Origin of the sequence: Aeromonas sp. V90_14 (genome assembly GCF_029967615.1) — a bacterium.
Taxonomy (GTDB): domain Bacteria; phylum Pseudomonadota; class Gammaproteobacteria; order Enterobacterales; family Aeromonadaceae; genus Aeromonas; species Aeromonas hydrophila.
In genome coordinates this window covers 31,373-54,371 of record NZ_JASCAS010000038.1, presented here as the reverse complement: position 1 = coordinate 54,371, position 22,999 = coordinate 31,373, and the positions used below count along the sequence as shown (strand labels likewise).

Sequence of the window (22,999 nt, the reverse complement as noted above, 5' to 3'; positions counted from 1 at the left end):
TTGCATGAGGCGCTGGGGCGCCCCATGCAACACGTAATTGGGACATAGCCATAAAGAAACGGCCCCATCAAGGGGCCGTTTTCACATCGATTGGAGTCGGTTCGATTTATTCGACCGTGGCTTCCACATCGGTGAAGTACTCGATCTTGGCAGACTTGCGCAGCTCGTCGATGAGAGACTTGTAGCTCACCTGAGCCTTGCCCTGACCCAGCTGCCCTTGCAGCAGCTTGGCCATGCCGGACGGCTCCTTGGCGACAGTCACCTTGTCCAGGGCCACCACCACGCGGTCGCCATTGGCTTCGGTCACCAGCTCGACACTCGGCTTGCCGTCGATCGGATGAGGCATGCGGAAGGCCTGCGCCACCAGGTTCTGATCCAGATCCTGAGCGAAGCGGGCTACCCCGTCATGATTCTCCACCTTCAGCCCCAGCGCGGTCAGCTCGGCCTGGATATTCTCGCCAGCCTTGAGCTTGTCCAGCAGACCCTGCGCCTTGCCACGGGCCACTTCGCTGGCCTTGTCGTGCTTGATGGCTGCAATCACCTGGTCTTTCACCTCCGCCAGCGGTTTGGCCGCTTTCGGCTGATGACCGGTGATGTGCATGACCAGTGCCTTGCCATCCGCCAGTTCGATCACGTCGGAGTTGGTGTTGTCATCGCGCAGCTGCTCGGAGAAGGCGGCGGAGAGTGCCTTGGGATCGTTCAGCGGTGCCGGTGCATCAGCCTGGCTGAAGTAACCGGTGGACTGCACCTTCAGACCCATGGTGTCGGCGGTCAAGTCCAGCGAATCCGGGTTCTCGAAGCTGCTGTCGGCCATCTTCTGCTGCTCGGCAAAGAACAGCTCCTTGGCCTTGTCTGCCTGCAGACGGCTGATGGTCTCTGCTTTCACATCGGCAAACGGCTTGGTCTGGGCCGGTTCAACCCCCAGCAGCTTGATGACGTGGAAACCGAACGGGCTCTTCACCACGGTGGAGAGATCGCCGGCCTTGGTCAGCGCAAACGCAGCCTTCTCAAATGCCGGATCCATCACCCCTTTCTCGAACCAGTCCAGCTCGCCGCCTTTCTTGGCGGAGAAAGTATCGGAGGAGTCGGCCTTGGCCAGCGCGGCGAAATCGTCACCGGCCTTGGCTTTGGCCAGCACGGCTTCGGCCTTCTGCTCGGCGGCTTTCTCGTCCTTGCCGAACGGGATCAGGATATGAGCCACATGACGACGCTCGGCACGCTGGAACAGATCCTGGTGCTGATCGTAGTAATCCTGGGCATCCTGCTCGCTCACCTTGACGTCTTTGCCAAGGGTGGCGGCGTCCAGCAGCAAGTAGTCGACCTTGACCTGCTCGTCATTCATGAAGTGGCTGCTGTTGGCCTTGTAGTACTGCTCCACCTCTTCATCGGAGACTTTCACGTCCCCCAGGTAGGCAGATGCGGCCAGGCGCACCAGACGCAGATCGCGAGTCTGGTTGTAGAGCTTGTCCAGTTGCTCGGCTTCACCCTTGAGTGCAAATTCGGTGCCCAGCAGGGCGCCCATCAGTTGCTGGCGAACCATGTCCTGGCGCAGGGAGTCACGGAACATCTCAGGGGTCATGCCGGCGCGGCGGATCAGCTGCAGATAGCGATCGTTGTTGAACTTGCCATCTTCGGCAAACTCTGGCATGGCGACGATGGCCTGCTTGATCTGCTCATCGCTGACGCGCAGACCCAGTTCACGGGCCTTGCTGTCGAACAGGGCCTGATCGATCAGACGGTCCAGCACGCCACGGCGGAACTGCTTCATGTAGTCAGGATTGGCGGCCAACTGGCTGAAAGACTCCCCCATTTGGGATTCCATGCGGGCCCGCTCGTTGCGATAGGCATTTTCCAGCGCAGCGGAGCTGATGTCATTGCCGTTGACGGTGGCGGGGGCGGTACGAGCCGGGCCGTTGAGGTAGCTACCTACACCGGCCAAGGCAAAGGAGAGGATGATCAGGCCCAAGATAACCTTGGCTACCTTGCCCTGCGCCCCTTCGCGTAGTTTATCCAACATCATGTTTGTACTTATGCTCCCGAACTCGATGGGCGTAAATAATGAAAAGGCGCACCGATTGCGATGCGCCTTGGTCAATCAGTATGAGGGAGAGCCCTCTCACTTGTCTGGTCTGTGACCAAGGACGGTGGCCGATGTGATATCAGCGCCCGGCTTAGTTGACAGCGTCTTTCAGGGCCTTACCGGCTTTGAAGGCAGGAACTTTACCAGCGGCGATTTCGATGGTCGCGCCAGTTTGCGGGTTACGGCCAGAACGGGCAGCACGCTCGCGCACGGCGAAAGTACCGAAACCTACCAGAGCAACCTGGTCACCCTCTTTCAGGGCTTCACCCACGGCGTCAATGAAAGCATCCAGCGCACGGCCAGCAGCGGCTTTGGAGATATCAGCACCGTCTGCAATCTTGTCAATCAGTTGAGATTTATTCACTCTTATATTCCCCTTTTATCGAACATCGCTGCGGCGCCGATTTCCCTGGCCACAACAAGTGGAGGTTTTATAGCAAGCCTCCTGATCAGTTGCAAGTGACAATCTAGCGCAAACCCGCGCCACATCACGCATTGCGACTCATCATGAGTACCCGATCGGTGGTCAAGGCTACTTCCGTTATCCGGCGCATGCAAGCCTTAACCACCCCTCGAATGCGCCAAATTTGCGGCGCATCAACATTTACACGACAGAAACGCGCTCAAACCCTTGTGGATTGTCCTGCAACGCCAGTTCCAGCACCTCGTCAATCCAGCGAACCGGATAGATTTCAAGGTCTTGTTTGACGTTGTCCGGGATCTCCTCGAGGTCACGCTCGTTCTCTTTCGGGATCAGCACCCGCTTGATGCCACCGCGATGGGCGGCCAGCAGCTTCTCTTTGAGACCGCCAATCGGCAGCACTTCGCCGCGCAGGGTGATCTCCCCCGTCATGGCCACATCAGCACGAACCGGATTACCGGTCAAGCTGGAGACCAGGGCGGTACACATGGCGATACCGGCGCTCGGACCGTCTTTCGGGGTCGCCCCTTCCGGTACGTGCACGTGAATATCGCGCTTCTCGTAGAAGTCGGCATTGATGCGCAGCTTCTCGGCACGGGCCCGAACCACCGTCATGGCGGCCTGAATGGACTCCTGCATCACGTCACCCAGAGAACCTGTGTAGGTGAGCTTGCCCTTGCCCGGCATGTTGGTGGTCTCGATGGTGAGCAGATCGCCCCCCACTTCGGTCCACGCCAAGCCACACACCTGACCCACCTGGTTCTGGTCAGTGGCCTTGCCGTAGTCAAAGCGCTGCACCCCGAGGAACTCCTTGAGGTTGGCCTGATTGACCTGAACATGCTTGATGCTCTTGTCCAGCAGGATGCGCTTGACCGCCTTGCGACAAATCTTGGAGATCTCGCGCTCCAGGCTACGCACCCCCGCCTCGCGGGTGTAGTAGCGGATCACCCCGACCAGAGCGGAATCCTCGATGGTGATCTCGGACTCTTTCAGGCCGTTGCGCTGGATCTGCTTGGAGACCAGATGCTGCTTGGCGATGTTGAGCTTCTCATCTTCGGTATACCCGGAGAGGCGGATCACTTCCATCCGGTCCAGCAGCGGACCCGGGATGTTCATGGAGTTGGAGGTGGCCACGAACATCACGTCCGACAGGTCATAATCCACTTCCAGATAGTGATCGTTGAAGCTGTTGTTCTGCTCGGGATCCAGCACTTCCAGCAGGGCTGAGGCGGGATCGCCACGCATGTCCGAGCTCATCTTGTCGATTTCATCGAGCAGGAACAGCGGGTTCTTCACGCCGACTTTCGCCATCTTCTGGATGAGCTTGCCAGGCATGGAACCGATGTAGGTACGGCGGTGACCGCGGATCTCCGCTTCGTCACGCACCCCGCCGAGCGCCATGCGCACGTACTTGCGACCAGTGGCCTTGGCGATGGACTGACCGAGCGAGGTCTTGCCCACGCCGGGAGGCCCTACCAGACAGAGGATGGGGCCCTTGAGCTTGTTGACGCGCGCCTGCACCGCCAGATACTCGAGAATGCGATCCTTGACCTTCTCCAGGCCATAGTGATCGGCATCCAGCACCTCTTGCGCCTTGCCCAGGTCTTTCTTGACCTTGGAGCGCGCCTTCCACGGCACCTGTACCATCCAGTCGACGTAGCTGCGCACCACGGTGGCCTCGGCCGACATGGGCGACATCATCTTCAGCTTGGCGAGCTCGGCCTGCGCCTTCTCACGGGCATCTTCCGGCATGCCGGCCTCTTCAATCTTGCGATTGAGGGCTTCGAACTCATCCGGACTGTCTTCCAGCTCACCCAGCTCTTTCTGGATGGCCTTCATCTGCTCGTTGAGATAGTACTCGCGCTGGCTCTTCTCCATCTGCTTCTTGACCCGGGAGCGGATGCGTTTCTCGACCTGCAGCAGGTCAATCTCCGACTCCATCATGGCCATCAGAAACTCGATGCGCTCGGACACGGAGGCGATTTCCAGCACCTTCTGCTTGTCTTCGAGCTTGAGCGGCATGTGGGCGGCCATGGTATCGGCCAGGCGCGCCGCATCGTCGATCGCCGAAATCGAGGTGAGCACCTCGGGCGGGATCTTCTTGTTGAGCTTGATATAGCCTTCGAACTGACCGATGGCGGAGCGCACCAGCACATCCTGGTCCTTCTCCTCAATCGCCTTGGAGGCGATGTACTGTGCCTCGCCAACGAAGAAGTCCCGGTCGTCGATCATCCGCTCAAGACGGGCACGCTGGCCCCCTTCCACCAGCACCTTGACGGTGCCATCGGGCAGCTTGAGCATCTGTAGAATATTGGCCACTGTCCCGACGGAGAAAATCTCCTCCACCGTCGGCTCATCGGTTGACGCATCCTTCTGGGCCACCAGCAGAACTTTCTTGTCCTGCTCCATGGCCGCTTCCAGACAGCGAATGGATTTTTCCCGCCCCACAAAGAGTGGAATGACCATGTGGGGGTAAACCACCACGTCACGAAGAGGCAGGACGGGAATCTCGATGCGTTCTGAACGCTCTAGGTTCATATATGTCCTCTCGGCTTGTTATACCGTTGGCAAAGCGCTTGGCTGAGTATATGGGGGCGCTTAGATGAGATTCAATCGCCGAAACCGCAAAAAGCATGAAAGGGGCAAAAAGCCCCTTTCATTTGATTAAAAATCAGACATTTACTCTGATGCGGCGGCCTGGGTCTCGGGATTTTCGTAGATCATCAAGGGCGCGGAGTCCCCCTTGATCACGGTTTCGTCGATCACCACCTTGCTGACACCGTCCAGCGACGGCAGGTCATACATGGTATCGAGCAGCACGGCTTCCACAATGGAACGCAGACCGCGGGCGCCGGTTTTACGCTCCATCGCCTTGCGGGCAATGGCGTTCAACGCGTCGTCACGAAACTCCAGTTCCACCCCTTCCAGATCGAACAGCGCGGCATACTGCTTGGTCAGCGCGTTCTTCGGCTCTTTCAGGATCTGGATGAGGGCAGCCTCGTCCAGTTCGGTCAGGGTCGCTACCACCGGCAGACGGCCGATGAACTCGGGGATCAAACCGTATTTGATCAGATCTTCCGGCTCCACCTTGGCAAAGCTCTCGCTCAAGGTCGCCTTGGCGCTCTTGGACTTGACCTCGGCACCAAAGCCGATGCCGGTGCCCTTGACGGAGCGCTGCTCGATCACCTTGTCCAGACCGGCAAAGGCGCCACCGCAGATGAACAGGATCTTGGAGGTATCAACCTGCAAGAACTCCTGCTGCGGGTGCTTGCGACCACCTTGCGGCGGCACGGAAGCGATGGTCCCTTCGATCAGCTTGAGCAGGGCCTGCTGCACCCCTTCCCCGGACACGTCGCGGGTGATGGAGGGGTTGTCCGACTTGCGGGAGATCTTGTCGATCTCGTCGATGTAGACGATGCCGCGCTGGGCCTTCTCTACGTCGTAGTCGCACTTTTGCAGCAGCTTCTGGATGATGTTCTCCACGTCCTCGCCCACATAACCGGCTTCGGTCAGGGTGGTGGCATCGGCCATGGTGAAGGGAACGTCCAGCAGGCGAGCCAGGGTTTCAGCCAGCAGGGTCTTGCCGCTGCCGGTCGGACCGATCAGCAGGATGTTGGATTTGCCCAGCTCCACACCACCGGACTCGCTGCCGCTGCGCAGCCGCTTGTAGTGGTTGTAGACGGCTACCGCCAGCACTTTCTTGGCGTACTCCTGCCCGATCACATAGTCATCCAGATGAGCGCGGATTTCATGAGGGGTCGGCAGCTCGCTACCATCGCGCTTGGGCGAGATCTCACGGATCTCTTCGCGGATGATGTCGTTGCACAGCTCGACACACTCATCACATATGTAGACGGAAGGGCCAGCGATCAGCTTGCGCACTTCATGCTGGCTTTTGCCGCAAAAAGAGCAGTAGAGCAGCTTATCACCCTCACCCTTGCGTTTTTCTGTCATTCAGCAACCTCGTTTTATCAATAGAGGATGGATTGTCCTGTTGAGTTTACAACAGTCCGGAACACCCTGCCCATGCCTGATCTGCCGATTGAGGGCATCATCAAACCAGATGATGCCTTCGACGATGGTACGGGCTAGCTCGTGGCTCAGCCGCGGCGGCTCAGGACACCGTCAACCAGACCATAAGCCACTGCCTGCTCGGCCGACATGAAGTTGTCACGGTCGGTGTCACGCTCGATGGTGGCCATGTCCTGACCGGTATGGAAGGCCAGACGCTCGTTCAGGGTATTCTTGATCTTCAGGATCTCCTGGGCATGGATCTGGATATCAGATGCCTGGCCCTGGAAACCGCCCAGCGGCTGGTGGATCATCACGCGGGCATTGGGCAGGCAGAAACGCTTGCCCTTGGCACCACCGGCCAGCAGGAAGGCCCCCATGGAGCAGGCCTGCCCCATGCACACCGTGCTGACGTCCGGCTTGATGAACTGCATGGTGTCATAAATGGACATACCGGCCGTGACGGCCCCACCCGGAGAGTTGATGTAGATGCTGATGTCCTGATCTGGATTTTCAGATTCCAGGAACAGCAGCTGAGCCACCACCAGATTCGCCATGTGATCTTCAACCTGACCGGTCAGGAAGATCACCCGCTCCTTCAGCAGACGAGAATAGATGTCGTAGGAACGCTCCCCTTTCGCGGTTTGCTCTACCACCATCGGGATGAGCGCATTGCGTGGGGATTCAGTCACATCGTTATAGTTCTTGTACATAAGGCATTGTCCCTAAAATAAAATGGCCCGAGTGGAGATCACACGAGCCATTATACTTAACAGTCTTGACCTTAAGTCAAATGTTCTTAGGCAGCGGCACCGGACTTGTTGATCACTTCGTCAAATGCAACTTCCTTCTCGGTCACCTGGGCCTTGGACAGGATCAGGTCGATGGCTTGATCTTCAACTGCCAGGTTGCGAACGCCGTTCAGCATCTGTTCGTTCTTCTGGTAGTACTCGATCACTTCCTTCGGATCTTCGTAGGCAGTGGCCATGGATTCGATGATGCTGTTGACGCGCGCTTCATCAGCCTTGATCTCGTTGGTACGGATCACGTCGCCCAGCAGCAGACCTACGCGTACGCGACGCTCGGCCTGACCCTGGAACAGCTCGGCCGGCAGTTCAGGAGCGTTGCCGCCCTGGAAGCCACCGAAACGCTGCAGCGCCTGCTGACGCAGGGCATCGATTTCCTGAGCAACGGCAGCCTTCGGCAGATCGATCTGGTTGGCTTCAACCAGACCGTTCAGAACCTGCTCTTTCACGCTGTTTTTCAGGGCTTGAGCCAGTTCGCGCTCCATGTTCTTGCGCACTTCGGCTTTCAGCTCTTCAACGTTGCCGCTTTCGATGCCGAAACGCTTGACGAACTCTTCGGTCAGCTCAGGCAGGATCTGCTCTTCAACCTTGTTCAGCTTGGAAGCGAACTTGGCGGCTTTGCCTTTCAGGTTTTCAGCGTGGTAGTCAGCCGGGAAGGTCACGTCGATGGTGAACTCGTCGCCTGCTTTCTTGCCCATGATGGCGTCTTCGAAGCCCGGGATCATGCGACCGGCACCCAGTACCAGGTTGAAGCCTTCGGCCTTGCCGCCGTCGAACTCTTCACCGTCGATGGAACCGACGAAGTCCATGGTCACACGCATGCCATCGGCAGCGGCGGCGTCCACTTCACTCCAGGTAGCGTGCTGCTTGCGCAGGGTGTCGATCATGTTGGCCAGATCTTCATCCTTCACGGTAGCAACCGGCTTCTCGACCTTGATGGTCTCGAGGCCAGCCACTTCAAACTCGGGGTACACTTCGAAGGTCGCGGTGAATTCGAAGTCCTGACCTTCCTGGATCTCTTTCGGATCCATGGTCGGGGCACCGGCCGGGCTCAGTTTGTTTTCGATGATGGCCTTGATGAAGTTGCTCTGCATCATTTCGTCAGCAACGCGAGCATGAGCCATGGCGCCGAACATCTTCTTGATGATGGCAACCGGAGCCTTGCCAGGACGGAAACCGTCGATGCGACGGGTTTTGGCCAGGCCGTTCAATTCTTTGCGCACGGCGGCGTCAACGGTAGCGGCCGGTACGGTGATGGTAAGACGGCGTTCCAGACCCTGGGTTGTCTCTACAGAAACTTGCATTCTTCTACCTCGTTCAACTCAGCACTGCGTGCTGACCCTTTATTGCCCCTGGGCAAAGCCCGGAGTCTTCCTGTTTATAAAGACAACGACTGTCTTTGTGATGAGAAAATATGACGCGACATTATAGCGGCGCACTTTGATCGAGTCGAGCCACACGTCCCCCAACCGGGCAGGGGATGGCACAATTCCCGCCAAACTGCCCTTTATATGGGGAATGACGGGGCCGACTTCAAGCACACAAGCCGCAAGAATTTGCACTTGCTCACCTTTTTTCGTGCAAGAGCCTACTTTTTCACCTCATATCCCTCCATCGCGGTCTCTTTTCACCCCCTGCGACCCAAATTGTCCACCCCGCCCCTTCAACCATTGCGTCCATGACCATCGCTCGTTATGGTGGCAGCCATCTTGATAAGTCTGGAGTCACCGACATGGCCTTTTTCCGCTTCTTGTTCAATCTGCTCTGGTTCGTACTGGGAGGCGTCTTCATGGGGCTGGCCTGGTGGCTGGCCGGGCTGATCTGTTTTATCTCCCTCATCGGGATCCCCTGGGGACGCGCCTGCTTCGTCATCGGCACCTTCACCTTCTTCCCGTTCGGCAAGCAGGCGGTCAACCGCAAGACCATGACCGGTCTGAGCGACATGGGCACCGGCACCATGGGGCTGATTGGCAACATCATCTGGTTCGTGCTGATCGGGATCTGGCTGGCCATCGGCCACATCGCCTCGGCGTTGGCCTGCTTCGTCACCATCGTCGGCATCCCGTTTGGCATCCAGCACCTCAAGCTGGCGCTCATCAGCCTGGCCCCCATCGGCCAGATGATCGTCACCAATCAGGAGGCCGAATCCGGTCGTTATATTCGCTGAAGGCGATGCCGCCAGCCGTAAAAAAGGGCAGACTAGGGTCTGCCCTTTTTCATTGCCATCTTCGAGGTCATCCATGCTGCCCAGCCACTTCTTCGCCAATCTCGCCCGCATGAAGCTCATCTACCGCTGGCCGCTGATGCGCAACATCCAGCCCGAAAACATCGCCGAGCACAGTCTGCAGGTAGCCATGGTGGCCCACGCCCTCGGCCTCATCAAAAACCGGCTGTTTGGTGGCAGCGTGGATGCCGACCGCGCCGCCGTCATGGCCCTCTATCACGACAGCAGCGAGGTGCTGACCGGCGATCTGCCCACCCCGGTCAAGTACTTCAATCCCGAGATTGCCCGCGAATACAAGAAGATTGAGCTGGCCGCCGAGCAGCGCCTGCTGGGCATGTTGCCGCCGGAGCTGGTCGAGGATTTTCGCCCGCTGCTCGATTCGGCAGCCCAGGATGGCGAACTGGCCAGACTGGTGAAGGATGCCGACACCCTCTGCGCCTATACCAAGTGCCTGGAAGAGTTAAGTGTCGGCAACCGGGAATTCGAGCCGGCGCGCAAGCGCCTCGAGCAGATGCTGGCGGCCCGGATGAGCGACGAGATGCGCTACTTCATCGACATCTTCGTGGCGAGCTTCTCGCTGCCGCTGGATGAACTCAACGCCCACTGAACCAGTCAGTCCCCCTCAAAACAGCAGGGCCCGCCGGTTTGCACCGGCGGGCCCTTCGTTTTTATCAGCAGACAAGATGCCGCCTATCAGTGTCCCAACTCGCGGGACGGCACCAGCCCGCTCGCCCGCCAGGCGGGGTAGAGGGTGGCCAGCAGGCTCATCAGGATGGCGGCGCCTGTCACGATGAGCAAGTCCTGCATGTGCAGCTCGGTCGGCAGGAAGTCGATGAAATAGATGTCCGGGTTGAGGAAGCGATGGCCAATGAGCTTCTCGATGACACCCAGGATCTGGGTCAGCTTGCTGGAGAGCAGGCCGCCCAGCAGGGCGCCGAGCAAGGCACCCGCCACCCCGTTCACCATCCCCTGAATGACGAAGGTGAGCCGGATCTGTCCCGGGCTCGCCCCCATGGTCTTCAAGATGGCGATCTCGCTGCGCTTCTCGTTCACCGCCATCACCAGGGTGGAGACGATGTTGAAACAGGCCACCGCCACCACCATCAGCATCACCACGTACATCACGGTGCGCACCATCTGGATGTCCTGATAGAGATAGCCCTGGCGGCTCATCCAGCTGCTGATGTAGACGTAGTGCGGGAACTTCTGGGCGGCCGCCACCGTGATGGACTGCGCCTTGAGCACGTCGTTCACCTTGAGGCTGAAGCCCTCTACCGCACTGCCCATGCCGGTGATGGCCTGGGCATCCGCCAGATGCATGAAGCCGAGCACACCGTCCAGCTGGCCACCGATCTCGAGCAGCCCCACCACGGTAAGAGACTCGCGCTTCGGGTTCTTGATGCCGGCGGCATCGCCGCCCTGGGGCAGCAGCAGGGTGACGGTGTCCCCTATCTTGACCCCCAGCTTGTCGGCGATGGTCTTGCCGAGGATGAGGCCGTGCTCGCCGGCTTCCAGCTCGCGCAGACCGCGGCCCGTCATGTAGTTGCCCGCATCGGACAGATTGGCCTCAAGCTCCGGCAGCACGGCGCGCACCTGCAGCCCCTTGAGGGCACTGCCGTGCTCCAGCAGGCCGTCCAGCCGGATCACCGGGGCGGCAGCCTCCACCCCGGGCTGCGCCAGCAGGTAATCCCGCAGCTTGGGCCAGTTGGGGAGCGGTGCCTCCATTCCCATCAGCTCGCCGTGGGGCACCACGGAGAGCACCCGGTTTTTGAGTTCCCGCTCAAAGCCGTTCATGGCGGAGAGCCCCAGGATCAGCGCCATCACCCCGAGGGCGATGCCGATGAGGGAAGAGGCGGAGATAAAGGCGATGAAGCCGTTGCGACGGCGGGAGCGGCTGTAACGCAGGCCCAGAAACAGGGGCAGCGGCTTGAACATCAGGCGACCTCCGCCATCACGCCGCTCACCAGGGTCACCCGGCGATGGAGCTTGGCTGCCAGGCTGAGATCGTGGGTCACCACCACGAACGCGGTGCCGAGCTCGCGGTTGAGCTCGCAGAGCAGCTCATAGACGGCGGTGGCGCTGGCGTGATCCAGGTTGCCGGTGGGCTCGTCCGCCAGCACCAGGCTGGGTTCGTTGACCAGGGCACGGGCGATGGCCACCCGCTGGCGCTCGCCACCGGAGAGTTCGGACGGTCTGTGGTTGAGACGGTGGGAGAGCCCTACCCGCCCCAGCATCCGGCTCGCCTTGTCGGTCGCGCTCTTCACCGATTCACCGGCGATCAGCAGCGGCATGGCGGCATTTTCCAGCGCGGTGAACTCGGAGAGCAGGTGGTGGAACTGGTAAACAAAACCCAGCTCCTGATTGCGAAACTTCGCCTGGGTACGGCTGTCCCAGCGATGGATGTCCTGCCCCTTGAACAGCACGGCGCCGCTGGAGGGGTTGTCGAGCGCCCCCATCAGGTGCAGCAGGGTGGTCTTGCCGGAGCCCGAGCTGCCCACCACCGCCAGCATCTCGCCGGGCGCCACACTGAGGTCGATGCCCTTGAGTACCTGGGTCTCCAGATCGCCCTCTTTGTAGACATGGTTGAGGGCCTGACAGCGCAGCAGCGGCTCGCAGGAGACGGATTGATTCATAAAGGAGGCTCCACTTGCACCTGTAACAACGCCGGCGCCGGCAGCAACACCGGCACCAGTAACAACAGAAGATGAATTATTCATAACGCAGCGCCTCGGCCGGTTTGACCCGAGCCGCACGGGCCGCCGGGTAGAGGGTGGCGCTGAAGCTGAGCAGCACGGCGCCCAGCAAAATGGTCACGACCTGAGCGGGTTCGACGATGACCGGCAGGCCCGAACCGCCGGCCGTCATGTAGAGGTTGAGCCCCACCGCATCGAGCAAGGGGTTGAGTCCCATGGAGAGCGCCAGTCCAGCCAGACCGCCGAACAGGGCGCCGATGACCCCGCTGGAGGCCCCCAGCACCATGAAGATCTTGACGATGCCGGCCTCACTCATGCCCATGGTACGCAGGATGGCCACCTCTCCTTCCTTGTCGGTCACCACCATCACCAGGGCGGAGAGGATGTTGAAGGTGGCGACCGCGATGATCAGTACCAGCATCAGCCCCATCATCCGTTTTTCCATGGCCACCGCCTGGAACAGCTCGCCGCGCTCGCGGCGCCAGTCCTGCCACTCCAGGCCGTCCGGCAGCGCCGTCTTCACCACCTCGTCGGCGGCGAAGGGGTCATCCAGCCAGAGGCGGATGCCACCCACCTGATCCGCAGGCAATCGCAGCATGCGCTGGGCATCCCCCAGCGCAATCAGGGCGACCTGGCTGTCCACGTCGGCACCGACCCCGAAGATGCCGGAGACGGTGAAGAGGCGTTGGGCCGGCACCCGGCCAAACGGGGTGAAGCGGGTGCCTTCGGTCAGGATCAGACGGACCTGGTCGCCCATGGAGACCTTGAGACGATTGGCCACCCCCTGCCCCAGCACGATGTGGTATTCGCCCGCCTGCAGGCTGTCCAGACGCCCCATCTGCATCTGGGCGTGCAGGATGTCGTCCTTGGGCCACTGGGCGGGATCGATGCCCTGCACGCTGACGCCGGTGAGCTGACCGGGGCTTTGCAACATGCCTTCGCTGTCGAGCATGGGGGCATGGGCAATCACGTGCGGCAGCTTGGCCAGATCGGGCAGGCCCTGCGGCGCGACATCGATGCGCCCCGCCGGGCTGGTCACCACCACATGGGGGATCACCCCCAGGATGCGGCCCTTGAGCTGCCCTTCAAAACCGTTCATCACCGAGATGACCACCATCAGGGCGGCGACCCCGATGGCGATGCCGAAAGTGGAAAACAGGGAGATAAATGAAACGAAGCGATTGCTGCGTCGCGAGCCTGCATAACGCAGGCCGATGGCCAGCGACAGTGGCTGAAAAAGTCCAGTCTTCAAGGATATCTACATTGCCAACAAAATAAGATACCGGATAATAAAGGGAAACCGTCTATGACAACAAGGGATAGCCTCCATGCAGGAACAGTTCTTCAGTGTCACCCATGCCACACCGGTCAATGTGATCCCCATGCCCGGTGACTTTCATCTGCCCTCGCTGGAAGCACTGGAGGCCGAGCTGCCCGAACCCTTTCGCATCGCCTCCGCCATTACCTCCATCGACATGGTGACCAGCCGCCTGATCCGCAATCAGAACGATTCGATGCACGATCTGGTGGAGATCATCAACCAGCAGTCGCGCAAGATCGACATGATCATGGGCTATGTGCTGTCGGTGCAGGATCATCCGGAACATCGCTTCCACACCCTGCGCTTTGGCGCCGGCCAGCTGACCTACCTGCATCCGCGCCAGGGCCACGGCGAGGTGCCGCACCTGCACCAGATAGTGCGGCTCAAGATCTTCCTGCGCGAAGAGGCCTCCGCCATCTACTGCTACGGCCAGGTCAAGCAGCTGGAACCGAGCGAGCACGGCACCCACGTGATGCTCGACTATGTGCGGATCCGCGAGGATGACCGCGAACTGCTGGTGCGTGCCAGCCTGCATATCCAGTCCAAACAACTCAAACTTCGTGCGCAAGACCGTCAACGTTAAAAGAATCGAATGATGCCAATGAAGCTTCCCGCCTTGCCCGCCAAGGCGGGCCAAAAGTTAACGCTCGGCCAGCTGACAGGCAGCAGCCTCTCGCTGATGGCCGCCCGCCTCACCCAGGAGGCTCATCGCCCCGTCCTGCTGGTGACCGCCGATACCCCGAGTGCCCTGCGCCTCGAACAGGAACTGCAATACCTGCTGGCCGACACCGGCTGTCCGGTGCTGCTGTTCCCGGACTGGGAGACCCTGCCCTACGACACCTTCTCCCCCCATCAGGACATCATCTCCCAGCGGCTCGAGACCCTCTACAAGCTGCCGCAGATGAGCAGCGGCGTGCTGATCGTGCCCATCTCCACCCTGATGCTGCGCACGGCGCCCCGGGTCTATCTCGACAAATACAGCCTGATGGTGAAAAGCAGTCAGCGCCTCAATCTGCAGCAGTTGCGTGCGCGCCTCGCCGAGGCGGGCTATGTGGCGGTGGAGCAGGTGCTGGAGCACGGCGAATTTGCCGCCCGCGGCTCTCTGCTCGATCTCTTCCCCATGGGCAGTAGCAGCCCCTATCGCATCGACTTCTTCGACGACGAGGTGGACTCCATCCGCCCGTTCGACCCCGAGACCCAGCGCTCCAGCGAGCCGGTCAAGAGCGTCAGCCTGTTGCCGGCCCGGGAGTTTCCCACCGACGAGGGGGCCATCGAGCTGTTTCGCGGCCAGTATCGTGAACAGTTCGAGATCTCCCGCGCCGAGGGCTCCGTCTATCAGGAGGTGAGCAAGGGGCGCTGGCCGGCCGGCATCGAGTACTATCTGCCGCTCTTCTTCCAGCAGACCGCCAACCTGTTTGACCACCTGCCGGAGAACACCCTGCTGCTGACCGTGGGGGAGATCTACCCCGCCGCCCAGCGCTTCTGGAACGACATCGCTCAACGCTACGAGGACAGACGCTGGGACAATACCCGTCCCCTGCTGCCACCCCAACAGATTTACCTGCCGGTGGAGCAGCTGTTTGCGGCGCTCGGCCAGTACGCGGCCGTGCGGCTGCAGGAGGCCCCCACCGCCGGTGATGCGGGCCAGCACGACCTGCCCATCTCGGCGCTGCCCGAGCTGCAACTCGATCACAGCAAGGAGCAGCCGCTGCTGGCGCTCAACCAGTTCCTGCAAGGTTTTGCCGGGCGCACCCTGTTTGCGGTGGAGTCCGAGGGGCGGCGCGAGGTGCTGGGCGACCTGCTGGCCCGCATCGCGCTGCAGCCCAAGGAGTTCGCGTCACTCGATGCCTTCATCACCAGCAAGGCCCGTCACGGCCTGCTGGTGGCACCGCTCGAGCGCGGCTTTTTGCTGCGAGAGCCGGGGCAAGAGGAGCTGGCGCTCATCACCGAGACCGAACTGCTGGGCGGCAAGATCCGCAGCAAACGGCAACGGGAGAAGAGCAAGAACCTGAGCTCGGATGCGGTGATCCGCAACCTCGGCGAGCTGACCCAGGGTCAGCCGGTGGTGCACCTGGATCACGGGGTCGGCCGCTATCTGGGGCTGGAAACCATCGATGCCGGCGGCCTGCCCACCGAGTTTCTGACCCTGGAATATGCCGGCGGCGACAAGCTGTTCGTGCCGGTCACCAGTTTGCACCTGATCAGCCGTTATACCGGCTCGGACAACCCGCCCAGCCACAAGCTCGGCGGCGAGGCCTGGGTCAAGGCCCGGCGCAAGGCGGCCGAAAAGGTGCGCGACGTGGCAGCCGAGCTGCTGGATGTCTATGCCATGCGGGCGGCCCGTCACGGCTTTGCCTTCAAACACGACCGCGAGGCCTATCGCCAGTTTGCCGCCGGCTTCCCGTTCGAGGAGACCGATGACCAGCTCAACGCCATCAATGCGGTGCTCGGCGACATGTGCCAGGCCAAGAGCATGGATCGGCTGGTGTGCGGCGACGTGGGCTTCGGCAAGACCGAAGTGGCGATGCGGGCGGCCTTCGTGGCAGTGCACGGCGGCAAGCAGGTGGCCGTGCTGGTGCCCACCACCCTGCTCGCCCAGCAGCACTACGACAACTTCCGCGACCGCTTCGCCAACTGGCCGGTGCGGGTCGAGGTGCTCAGCCGCTTCCGCTCCGCCAAGGAGCAGACCGCCGTGATGAAAGAGCTGGCCGAGGGCAAGGTCGACATCATCATCGGCACCCACAAGCTGCTGGGCGCCGAGCTTACCTTCAAGGATCTGGGGCTGCTCATCGTCGACGAGGAGCATCGCTTCGGGGTGCGCCAGAAGGAGAAGATCAAGGCGCTGCGGGCCGATGTGGACATCCTCACCCTCACCGCCACCCCCATTCCGCGTACCCTCAACATGGCGATGTCGGGCATGCGGGATCTCTCCATCATCGCCACCCCACCCGCCAAACGGCTAGCCATCAAGACCTTCGTGCGCCAGCAAGAGCCGGCGGTCACCCGCGAGGCGGTGCTGCGGGAATTGAAGCGCGGCGGCCAGGTCTACTACCTGCACAACGACGTGGAGAGCATCGAAAAATGTGCGGCGGATCTTGCCGAGCTGGTGCCGGAGGCGCGCATCGGCATCGCCCACGGCCAGATGCGCGAGCGCGAGCTCGAGCGGGTGATGTCGGACTTCTACCACCAGCGCTTCAACCTGCTGGTCTGCACCACCATCATCGAGACCGGCATCGACGTGCCGAGCGCCAACACCATCATCATGGATCGGGCGGATCATCTCGGTCTGGCCCAACTGCACCAACTGCGAGGTCGGGTCGGTCGCTCCCACCATCAGGCCTATGCCTACCTGCTCACCCCTCATCCCAAGCTGATGACCAAGGATGCGGCCAAGCGGCTGGAGGCCATTGCGTCGCTGGAAGATCTCGGCGCCGGCTTTGCGCTGGCCACCCACGATCTGGAGATCCGCGGCGCCGGCGAACTGCTCGGCGACGATCAGAGCGGCCAGATTGAATCGGTCGGCTTCACCCTCTACATGGAGATGCTGGAGCAGGCGGTCGAGGCGCTGAAATCGGGCAGGGAGCCGTCGCTGGAACAACTCATGAGCCAGCACACCGAGGTGGAACTGCGCCTGCCGGCGCTGTTGCCGGACGACTACATCCCGGACGTCAACATGCGCCTCTCCATGTACAAGCGGATCGCCAGTGCGGCGGACGAGCAGGAGCTGCGCGAACTGAAGGTGGAGCTGATCGATCGCTTCGGCCTGTTGCCGGAGCCGACCAAAACCCTGCTGGAACTGGCCACCTTCCGCCAGCGCGCCACAGCGCTGGGCATTCGCCGGGTGGAGATGAGCGAGCGCGGTGGCTATCTGGACTTTACCCAGGAAACCAAGGTCAACCCTGCCTATCTGGTCAGGCTGCTCTCGGAGCAGCCGCGCATCTACAAGATGGACGGGCCGACCCGGCTGCGCTTCCAGGTGCCGACCCAGGACAGGGCCATGCGCCTCAAGCTGGTGGACGGCCTGCTGGCGGATCTGGCCAACAACAGCCTGTAGGCGGAAAGCGAAACAAAACGGGAGCCACTGTGGCTCCCGTTTTGTTTATGTTGGCTGGTGACGAGCGTCTCCCTTCTCCCCTTGTGGGAGAAGGGTCGGGGATGAGGGGGGCAGTGAAAACCATTCCCCTCACCCTGCCCTCTCCCAGAGGGAGAGGGAATCGCACCGGTAAACGTTGGGCTTCGCTGCGCTCAGCACCAACCTACACCTCTGATGATCAACCCTGATTAGCCGGATCCTCATGGGACGAGAACTCGCGCATAAAGGCCTCGGCCCGATCCACCATCTTGGTGGAGCCCACGAAATAGGGGGTACGCTGGTGCAACGCGGTGGGCTGGATGTCCATGATCCGGCCAAAGCCGTCTGATGCCTTGCCACCGGCCTGCTCCACCAAAAACGCCATGGGGTTGCACTCATAGAGCAGACGCAGCTTGCCGTTCGGCGAGTTGGTGCCGGACGGATAGATGTAGATGCCGCCCTTGAGCAGGTTGCGGTGAAAATCGGAGACCAGAGAGCCGATGTAGCGGGAAGTGTAAGGACGGTGGGTCGCCTCGTCCCGCTCCTGACAATATTTGAGGTACTTCTTCACCCCGTCCGGGAACTTGATGTAGTTGCCCTCGTTGATGGAGTAGATCTTGCCCTCCTCCGGAATGCGGATGTTCTCGTGGGAGAGGCAGAAGCAGCCGATGGAGGGGTCGTAGGTAAAGCCGTTGACGCCAAAGCCGGTGGTGTAGACCAGCATGGTCGAGGAGCCGTAGACCACGTAACCGGCGGCGACCTGGCGGTTGCCCGGCTGCAGGAAGTCTTCCAGGGTGACGCCGGCGCCCGGCTTGCTGACCCGGCGGTAGATGGAGAAGATGGTGCCGACGGAGACGTTGACGTCGATGTTGGAGGAGCCATCGAGTGGGTCGATCAATACCACGTACTTGGAGTGACGGGAGAGCTCGGAATCGAAGGAGACGAAGTCTTCCTCCTCTTCGGAGGCCATGCCACACACTTCGCCACGGGCTTCCAGCGCCGCCTTGAAGCGCTCGTTGGCGTAGACGTCCAGCTTCTGCTGCACCTCGCCCTGCACGTTTTCAGCGCCCATGGAGCCGATGATGTCCGCCAGCCCCGCCTTGTTGATCTCCCGGTTCACCACCTTGGCGGCCAGGCGGATGGAGCTGAGCAGCGAGGTCAGCTCGCCGGTCGCGGTGGGATAATCCGCCTGCTTTTTGACGATGAACTCGCCCATGGTGATCATGTTTCGCATTATTGTTCCTTTAAGATCGTTTCCGTTGGCCTTGAAAACGTTTGCACGCATAGACAAAAAAAGTGCCGATCCTCGGCAGCCTTGTTTTGTAACCTAATGTAACGCCTGTTTTTTGTTTTTGCAGCGAATTAAGCCGCTGAATAAACGCACATCTCCCCCGCCTTTTTCGCCCGAAACCGCCCTCAAACTGGTTTCAATCGGTAACTTTTTCGATGTTAATTCGTGGCAAAAACTCACGAAGATGTCGCCATGAGGGTGGCAAGATCCCCGCCATGCCCCCTATCTGGGACACATGCCATGGGGGACCTGTCTGCCTCTTGAGATCTCGCCATCAATCCCGCACACTGGCCCGGCTTTGGAAGCAAAAAAACATAAGGATATTCAATGAAAAGGACACTCATTGCCGGCACGGTTGCCGCCCTGTTCGCACTCCCCGCCCTGGCAGCCCAGGTACCGACCGGTACCCAGTTGCTGCCGGCAGAACAGCAAACCTTCATCCGCAACATCGCTACCGAACCCGCCTCCATCGACCCCCAGATGGTGGAAGAGAGCGCGGGCAGCGAAATCGTCAACGATCTGTTCGAGGGGCTCTACACCCTGGACGGGGACGGCAAGCTGCAGCCTGCCGGCGCCCTTGGCTACGAGCTCGACTCCACGGGCACCGTCTACACCTTCAAGCTCAGACCCGATGCCAAATGGTCCAACGGCGAGCCGGTAACGGCGGCCGATTACGTCTATGGCTGGCAGCGGGCGGCGGATCCCAAGAATGCCTCCAACTACGCCTGGTTCATCGAGCTGACCGGCGTCACCAATGCCGCCGAGGTCATTCAGGGCAAGCAGAGCCCGGATACGCTGGGCATCAAGGCGCTCGATGCCCATACCCTGCAGATCACCTTGAAAAACCCGGTGCCCTTTTTCCTGAAGACCCTCTCCCACTACACCACCTTCCCGGCGCCGAGGGCGACCATCGAGAAGTTCGGTCATGAGTGGGTCAAGCCGGGCAACATCGTCTCCAACGGAGCCTTCGTGCTCAAGGAGTGGACCCCCAACGAGCGTCTCATCTCCGAGCGCAACCCCCATTACTGGGACAACCAGCATACGGTGCTGAACAAGGTGTTCTATCTGGAGATCGTCTCCGACACCGCCGCCTACAACCGCTATCGCGCCGGCGAGCTGCACTACACCAGCTATCCGCTCGAGCAGTACAAGCAGCTCAAGCAGCAGAGCCCGCAGGAACTGGTAAGCGTGCCGACCCTGGCCACCTACTACTACGTGTTCAACACCCAGCGCAAACCGTTCGACAACCCCAAGGTGCGCAAGGCGCTCTCCCTGGCCATCGACCGGGACACCATCACCGAGAAGATCCTGGGGCAGGGCCAGATCTCCGCCTTCAGCCTGACGCCGCCCATAGTGGACGGCTTCGAGCTCAAGCGACCGGCCAGCGAGCAGATGAGCAAGGAGGAGCGGATCAAGCAGGCCAAGGCGCTGCTCGCCGAAGCGGGTTATGGCCCTGGCAAGCCGCTGGATGTGGACATCCTCTACAACACCAACGAGGGGCACAAGAAGATAGCGCTAGCCATCTCCTCCATGTGGAAGCACAACCTGGGGGTGCAGGCCAAGCTCAACAACATGGAGTGGAAGACCATGGTGTCGGCCCTCAACGAAGGGGACTTCGGGGTCAGCCGCTACGCCTGGAACGGGGATTACAACGATGCCTCCACCTTCCTCGACATCATGACCTCCAGCAGTAGCGCCAACAGCGGCAAGTGGTTCAACAAGCAGTATGATGCCCTGCTGGCCAAGGCCCATGACGCCAGGGATCCGGCCGAACGCAACCAGCTCTATCAGCAGGCCGAGGCCCTGATCGATGCAGAAGCGCCCATCGCCCCGGTCTATTTCTACGTCAAGTCCCGCCTGCTCAAACCCAACATCAAGGGCTACCCCTATCAGAACCCGCAGGATCTGGTCTACTCGAAAGATCTCTATCTGACCGCGCAATAAGGTTCGCTACCCTGCAGACAAAAAGACCGCCTTTCGGCGGTCTTTTTTCTCACTCGTCCCGGCAGGCGGCCAGTGCCACCCTGCGCCGGCGCAGCACCACAGGCTGCACCAGCAACTGGGCCAGCAGCACCCCAAACAGGGTCATGCCGCCGCCGATCAGATGATAACTGGTCAATCTCTCACCGAGCCAGCTGATGGCCAGAGCGGCGGTCATCACCGGCAACAGGTTCATGAAGATGGCGGTGCGACTTGCCCCGAGCAGGGCGATGCCCTGCATCCACAGCCAGGGCGACAGGGCCGAGGTCGGGATCCCCGCATAGAGGATCAGCCAGAGCGCCCGGCCGTCCGGCCACTGCCCGTCCATCAGCAGGTAGAACGGGGTGAGAAACAGCAGGCTGCAGAGCACCTGGCCGTAGAGCATGGACCAGTTGTCGAGCCCCAGATCCCACTTCTTGAGCAATACGCTGTAGAGCGCATAGGTGCCCGCCGACAGCAGCATGTAGACGGAGCCGATGTGGATGCCCTGGGTAAAGAGGCGGGCGGGATCCCCCTGCCCCAGCAAGATCGCCAACCCCAGGATGGAGATAACGCCGCCAAGCAGCGCCCCCCAGGTGGGGCGCTCGCGCAGCAACCAGATGCTGAGCAGCACCGTCATCAGCGGAGTCAGCCCCATCATCAGGCCGATCTCGGTGGCCCCCAGGGTCTGCGCCGCGTAATAGCCGAAGGTCTGGTTGAGCACCATGCCGAGCAGGGCCAGCGCCGCCAGCTGATAGAAGCCGGCGCGCAGCTTGGCGCGATCCCGCCAAGCCCGGTGCGCAAGGAACGGCGTCAAGATGATGGCGGCCACCATCCAGCGCGACCAGGCCAGCGCCGCCGGCGAGAGCACCCCCACCGCCAGTTTGCTGACGATGGCGTTGCCGGCCCAGATGGCCATGCACGAGAAGGGAAACAAGAAGGCAAGTGGCATCGCTATATCCAGAAAAAAGCAGCGGGTATTTCTGGCGGCAGTATAGGGGGGTCAACAGGATTAGCAAGCACCGCGCCGCCAGGGCAGAATTGGCTGACAAAAAGGGGGTCGAACAGCGCTGAAGAGGCCGCCGTGGGCCCAAAAACAGTCATGCCCGCACGGTGGCGGGCATGACGCGGATCAGCGAGGTGACGAAGCAATCACGCCGCATCCATGTGCAGTCTCGAGATCAACTCGTTGACCTCGACCACGGTCTGACGGTGGGGAATGTCCGCCGACGTGGGCATCATCAGCAGGCCGGACTGGAAGTCAAAGCGTCCTCTGCCGTGGATGTAAATCCGCCCCTTGAAGAAGGTTTTGACATGTTTTGCCACCATCAGCGGCAGGTACTTCTTGAACACTCTCATCGTTTGCAACCTCTTGCAGTTGTATCCGTATGACAGCAGCTTCTGCGAAATAATTCCGTAAATTCTGTATAAAAATCCGAAAAAATCGCGACTCTCTTCCCCAAAAAACCAATCTATAACTTTTTATTAACTTTTAGCGTATTGTATGTGGTCCTTCCAACCAGAGCAAGACCCCCTTGCCATCTTGCCACTCGATACAGGCCAGGCCTGAGGTGGCAAACATGGGGGCACCGGCTGCCGGACAGAGGCTCTGCACCAGATATCCCACCAGCGGCAGGTGGCTCACCATCAGGATGCTGTCGTGCTTGGCCGCCAGCGCGGTGAGGTAACTCGCCACGAAGGCCGGATCGCCATAGGGGGTGATGTCACCACTCTCTTCGACGGCCCCTGCCTTGGGTAATTCACTGCATATGCTCTGCCAGGTTTGTTTGGCGCGCAGATAGTTGCTGTGGATCACCCGATCCAGCTTGTCGCCAAGCTGAGGGGCCAGCCAGCGGGCCATGTGGATGGACTCTTCGATTCCCTGCTCGGTCAGTGGACGCTGTTCATCTGTTTTCGCATTCATGCCAGCCTGGCCATGACGCATGATGTAGATTTTCATTACAACCTCGCCCAACGGGCCTGTTTTGATAGCGGGGGGATCTTACCCCGCCATGCCGGGGGAAACAATTGCGCTACCTCTCAGAAAAGGGTTTGCCTCACCGGGTAGCGGGGTCGATAATCATGTTTAAATTCAAATAAATCCAACAAGAGTCACGCGCC

General features: G+C 60.6%; 18 protein-coding genes. 5 read left to right on the top strand and 13 right to left on the bottom strand.

Annotated elements, in window-relative coordinates:
- Window positions 1-106: 106 nt before the first annotated feature.
- The 6 genes from ppiD to tig all read right to left on the bottom strand — a co-directional run bounded on the left by ppiD (window position 107) and on the right by tig (window position 8,622).
- On the bottom strand, window positions 107-2,020 hold the full coding sequence (gene ppiD / locus QLG02_RS15945) for a peptidylprolyl isomerase (protein WP_282465644.1): 1,914 nt from the start codon (window positions 2,018-2,020) through the stop codon (window positions 107-109).
- Window positions 2,021-2,171: 151 nt separating this feature from the next.
- Window positions 2,172-2,444: a nucleoid-associated protein HU-beta gene (gene hupB, locus QLG02_RS15940; protein WP_005315375.1), complete on the bottom strand. Its 273-nt coding sequence runs from the start codon at window positions 2,442-2,444 to the stop codon at window positions 2,172-2,174.
- 240 nt (window positions 2,445-2,684) lie between these two features.
- Window positions 2,685-5,039, bottom strand: a complete 2,355-nt coding sequence (gene lon / locus QLG02_RS15935) for an endopeptidase La (RefSeq protein ID WP_011705882.1) — start codon at window positions 5,037-5,039, stop codon at window positions 2,685-2,687.
- Window positions 5,040-5,180: 141 nt separating this feature from the next.
- Window positions 5,181-6,455 carry an ATP-dependent protease ATP-binding subunit ClpX gene (clpX, locus tag QLG02_RS15930; protein WP_005301524.1) on the bottom strand — a complete coding sequence of 425 codons (1,275 nt, stop codon included), beginning with the start codon at window positions 6,453-6,455 and terminating at the stop codon, window positions 5,181-5,183.
- 146 nt (window positions 6,456-6,601) lie between these two features.
- Window positions 6,602-7,225, bottom strand: a complete 624-nt coding sequence (clpP, locus tag QLG02_RS15925) for an ATP-dependent Clp endopeptidase proteolytic subunit ClpP (RefSeq protein WP_005301526.1) — start codon at window positions 7,223-7,225, stop codon at window positions 6,602-6,604.
- Window positions 7,226-7,311: 86 nt separating this feature from the next.
- Window positions 7,312-8,622, bottom strand: coding sequence for a trigger factor (gene tig / locus QLG02_RS15920; protein WP_016350912.1), 1,311 nt, complete (start codon window positions 8,620-8,622; stop codon window positions 7,312-7,314).
- A gap of 428 nt (window positions 8,623-9,050) precedes the next feature.
- Here tig and QLG02_RS15915 point away from each other — a divergent pair, with 428 nt between their 5' ends.
- Together QLG02_RS15915 and yfbR are read left to right on the top strand one after the other, a co-directional pair.
- Entirely contained in the window at window positions 9,051-9,485 is a 435-nt protein-coding gene (locus QLG02_RS15915; protein ID WP_011705879.1) for a YccF domain-containing protein, read from the top strand.
- A gap of 73 nt (window positions 9,486-9,558) precedes the next feature.
- Window positions 9,559-10,149, top strand: a complete 591-nt coding sequence (gene yfbR / locus QLG02_RS15910) for a 5'-deoxynucleotidase (protein WP_146062822.1) — start codon at window positions 9,559-9,561, stop codon at window positions 10,147-10,149.
- Between the two features lie 86 nt (window positions 10,150-10,235).
- Here yfbR and lolE read toward each other — a convergent pair whose 3' ends face one another.
- The 3 genes from lolE to QLG02_RS15895 all read right to left on the bottom strand — a co-directional run bounded on the left by lolE (window position 10,236) and on the right by QLG02_RS15895 (window position 13,487).
- The gene (gene lolE, locus QLG02_RS15905) at window positions 10,236-11,477 is read right to left on the bottom strand and encodes a lipoprotein-releasing ABC transporter permease subunit LolE (protein WP_024943966.1); all 1,242 of its coding nucleotides are present in this window, start codon (window positions 11,475-11,477) and stop codon (window positions 10,236-10,238) included.
- The gene (gene lolD, locus QLG02_RS15900; protein WP_020480138.1) at window positions 11,477-12,175 is read right to left on the bottom strand and encodes a lipoprotein-releasing ABC transporter ATP-binding protein LolD; all 699 of its coding nucleotides are present in this window, start codon (window positions 12,173-12,175) and stop codon (window positions 11,477-11,479) included. The genes lolE and lolD overlap by 1 nt, the downstream gene beginning before the upstream one ends.
- A 76-nt stretch (window positions 12,176-12,251) precedes the next feature.
- Window positions 12,252-13,487 carry a lipoprotein-releasing ABC transporter permease subunit gene (locus tag QLG02_RS15895; RefSeq protein WP_282465643.1) on the bottom strand — a complete coding sequence of 412 codons (1,236 nt, stop codon included), beginning with the start codon at window positions 13,485-13,487 and terminating at the stop codon, window positions 12,252-12,254.
- 76 nt (window positions 13,488-13,563) lie between these two features.
- On the opposite strand from QLG02_RS15895, the gene QLG02_RS15890 reads away from it, so the two are divergent.
- The gene (locus QLG02_RS15890) at window positions 13,564-14,139 is read left to right on the top strand and encodes a hypothetical protein (protein ID WP_011705874.1); all 576 of its coding nucleotides are present in this window, start codon (window positions 13,564-13,566) and stop codon (window positions 14,137-14,139) included.
- A 9-nt stretch (window positions 14,140-14,148) separates the two neighbouring features.
- Window positions 14,149-17,610 (top strand): transcription-repair coupling factor, encoded by a 3,462-nt coding sequence (gene mfd, locus QLG02_RS15885; RefSeq protein WP_282465642.1) that lies wholly within the window; start codon window positions 14,149-14,151, stop codon window positions 17,608-17,610.
- 217 nt (window positions 17,611-17,827) lie between these two features.
- On the opposite strand, the gene fbp is transcribed toward mfd, so the two are convergent.
- Entirely contained in the window at window positions 17,828-18,862 is a 1,035-nt protein-coding gene (fbp, locus tag QLG02_RS15880; RefSeq protein WP_011705872.1) for a class 1 fructose-bisphosphatase, read from the bottom strand.
- Between the two features lie 384 nt (window positions 18,863-19,246).
- Here fbp and QLG02_RS15875 point away from each other — a divergent pair, with 384 nt between their 5' ends.
- Window positions 19,247-20,863, top strand: a complete 1,617-nt coding sequence (locus tag QLG02_RS15875; RefSeq protein ID WP_282465641.1) for a peptide ABC transporter substrate-binding protein — start codon at window positions 19,247-19,249, stop codon at window positions 20,861-20,863.
- Window positions 20,864-20,912: 49 nt separating this feature from the next.
- On the opposite strand, the gene QLG02_RS15870 is transcribed toward QLG02_RS15875, so the two are convergent.
- The 3 genes from QLG02_RS15870 to sixA form a co-directional block, all read right to left on the bottom strand.
- Window positions 20,913-21,830, bottom strand: a complete 918-nt coding sequence (locus tag QLG02_RS15870) for a DMT family transporter (RefSeq protein ID WP_282465640.1) — start codon at window positions 21,828-21,830, stop codon at window positions 20,913-20,915.
- Between the two features lie 200 nt (window positions 21,831-22,030).
- Window positions 22,031-22,237, bottom strand: coding sequence for a DUF1107 domain-containing protein (locus QLG02_RS15865; protein ID WP_016350921.1), 207 nt, complete (start codon window positions 22,235-22,237; stop codon window positions 22,031-22,033).
- Window positions 22,238-22,370: 133 nt separating this feature from the next.
- Window positions 22,371-22,838, bottom strand: coding sequence for a phosphohistidine phosphatase SixA (gene sixA, locus QLG02_RS15860; RefSeq protein WP_011705868.1), 468 nt, complete (start codon window positions 22,836-22,838; stop codon window positions 22,371-22,373).
- Window positions 22,839-22,999 lie beyond the last annotated feature (161 nt).

What these genes read in the sequence shown, in the direction of transcription:
- ppiD (WP_282465644.1), bottom strand. Translation starts at nt 2,020, where the DNA reads ATGATGTTGGATAAACTACGCGAAGGGGCGCAGGGCAAGGTAGCCAAG.
- lon (WP_011705882.1), bottom strand. Translation starts at nt 5,039, where the DNA reads ATGAACCTAGAGCGTTCAGAACGCATCGAGATTCCCGTCCTGCCTCTT.
- clpX (WP_005301524.1), bottom strand. Translation starts at nt 6,455, where the DNA reads ATGACAGAAAAACGCAAGGGTGAGGGTGATAAGCTGCTCTACTGCTCT.
- clpP (WP_005301526.1), bottom strand. Translation starts at nt 7,225, where the DNA reads ATGTACAAGAACTATAACGATGTGACTGAATCCCCACGCAATGCGCTC.
- tig (WP_016350912.1), bottom strand. Translation starts at nt 8,622, where the DNA reads ATGCAAGTTTCTGTAGAGACAACCCAGGGTCTGGAACGCCGTCTTACC.
- QLG02_RS15915 (WP_011705879.1), top strand. Translation starts at nt 9,051, where the DNA reads ATGGCCTTTTTCCGCTTCTTGTTCAATCTGCTCTGGTTCGTACTGGGA.
- yfbR (WP_146062822.1), top strand. Translation starts at nt 9,559, where the DNA reads ATGCTGCCCAGCCACTTCTTCGCCAATCTCGCCCGCATGAAGCTCATC.
- lolE (WP_024943966.1), bottom strand. Translation starts at nt 11,477, where the DNA reads ATGTTCAAGCCGCTGCCCCTGTTTCTGGGCCTGCGTTACAGCCGCTCC.
- lolD (WP_020480138.1), bottom strand. Translation starts at nt 12,175, where the DNA reads ATGAATCAATCCGTCTCCTGCGAGCCGCTGCTGCGCTGTCAGGCCCTC.
- QLG02_RS15890 (WP_011705874.1), top strand. Translation starts at nt 13,564, where the DNA reads ATGCAGGAACAGTTCTTCAGTGTCACCCATGCCACACCGGTCAATGTG.
- mfd (WP_282465642.1), top strand. Translation starts at nt 14,149, where the DNA reads ATGATGCCAATGAAGCTTCCCGCCTTGCCCGCCAAGGCGGGCCAAAAG.
- fbp (WP_011705872.1), bottom strand. Translation starts at nt 18,862, where the DNA reads ATGCGAAACATGATCACCATGGGCGAGTTCATCGTCAAAAAGCAGGCG.
- QLG02_RS15875 (WP_282465641.1), top strand. Translation starts at nt 19,247, where the DNA reads ATGAAAAGGACACTCATTGCCGGCACGGTTGCCGCCCTGTTCGCACTC.
- QLG02_RS15870 (WP_282465640.1), bottom strand. Translation starts at nt 21,830, where the DNA reads ATGCCACTTGCCTTCTTGTTTCCCTTCTCGTGCATGGCCATCTGGGCC.
- QLG02_RS15865 (WP_016350921.1), bottom strand. Translation starts at nt 22,237, where the DNA reads ATGAGAGTGTTCAAGAAGTACCTGCCGCTGATGGTGGCAAAACATGTC.
- sixA (WP_011705868.1), bottom strand. Translation starts at nt 22,838, where the DNA reads ATGAAAATCTACATCATGCGTCATGGCCAGGCTGGCATGAATGCGAAA.